The sequence below is a fragment of the Bacillus sp. SIMBA_008 genome (assembly GCF_046535495.1).
Taxonomy (GTDB): domain Bacteria; phylum Bacillota; class Bacilli; order Bacillales; family Bacillaceae; genus Bacillus; species Bacillus subtilis.
Genome location: NZ_JAWRWL010001425.1, coordinates 1 through 229, shown reverse-complemented (window position 1 = coordinate 229; position 229 = coordinate 1). Strand labels below are relative to the sequence as shown.

General features: G+C 69.9%; 1 protein-coding gene. It reads left to right on the top strand.

The features are described from left to right. Positions 1-229 (top strand): CDP-glycerol glycerophosphotransferase family protein (locus SB658_RS28190; RefSeq protein ID WP_410603913.1); only part of this gene is annotated, 229 nt, incomplete at both ends.

The window sequence follows — 229 nt, the reverse complement described above, 5'->3', positions numbered from 1 at the left end:
CGAGCGGCACGACGCCGTGCTCGTGGTGCGCTCGCATCGTCTCGGCGAAGGGGAGTACGCCCCGCCTCGCGCGACCGACCGCGTCGCGATGCTCGGCGCCGGCTTGCTCGCCGATATCAACCGTGCCCTGCCTGCGTTCGACGCCATCGTGACCGACTATTCGTCGCTCGCGTTCGATTCGGCGCTCGTGCCGCTGCCGGCGTTCTTCCTCGCACCGGATCTCGAGGAG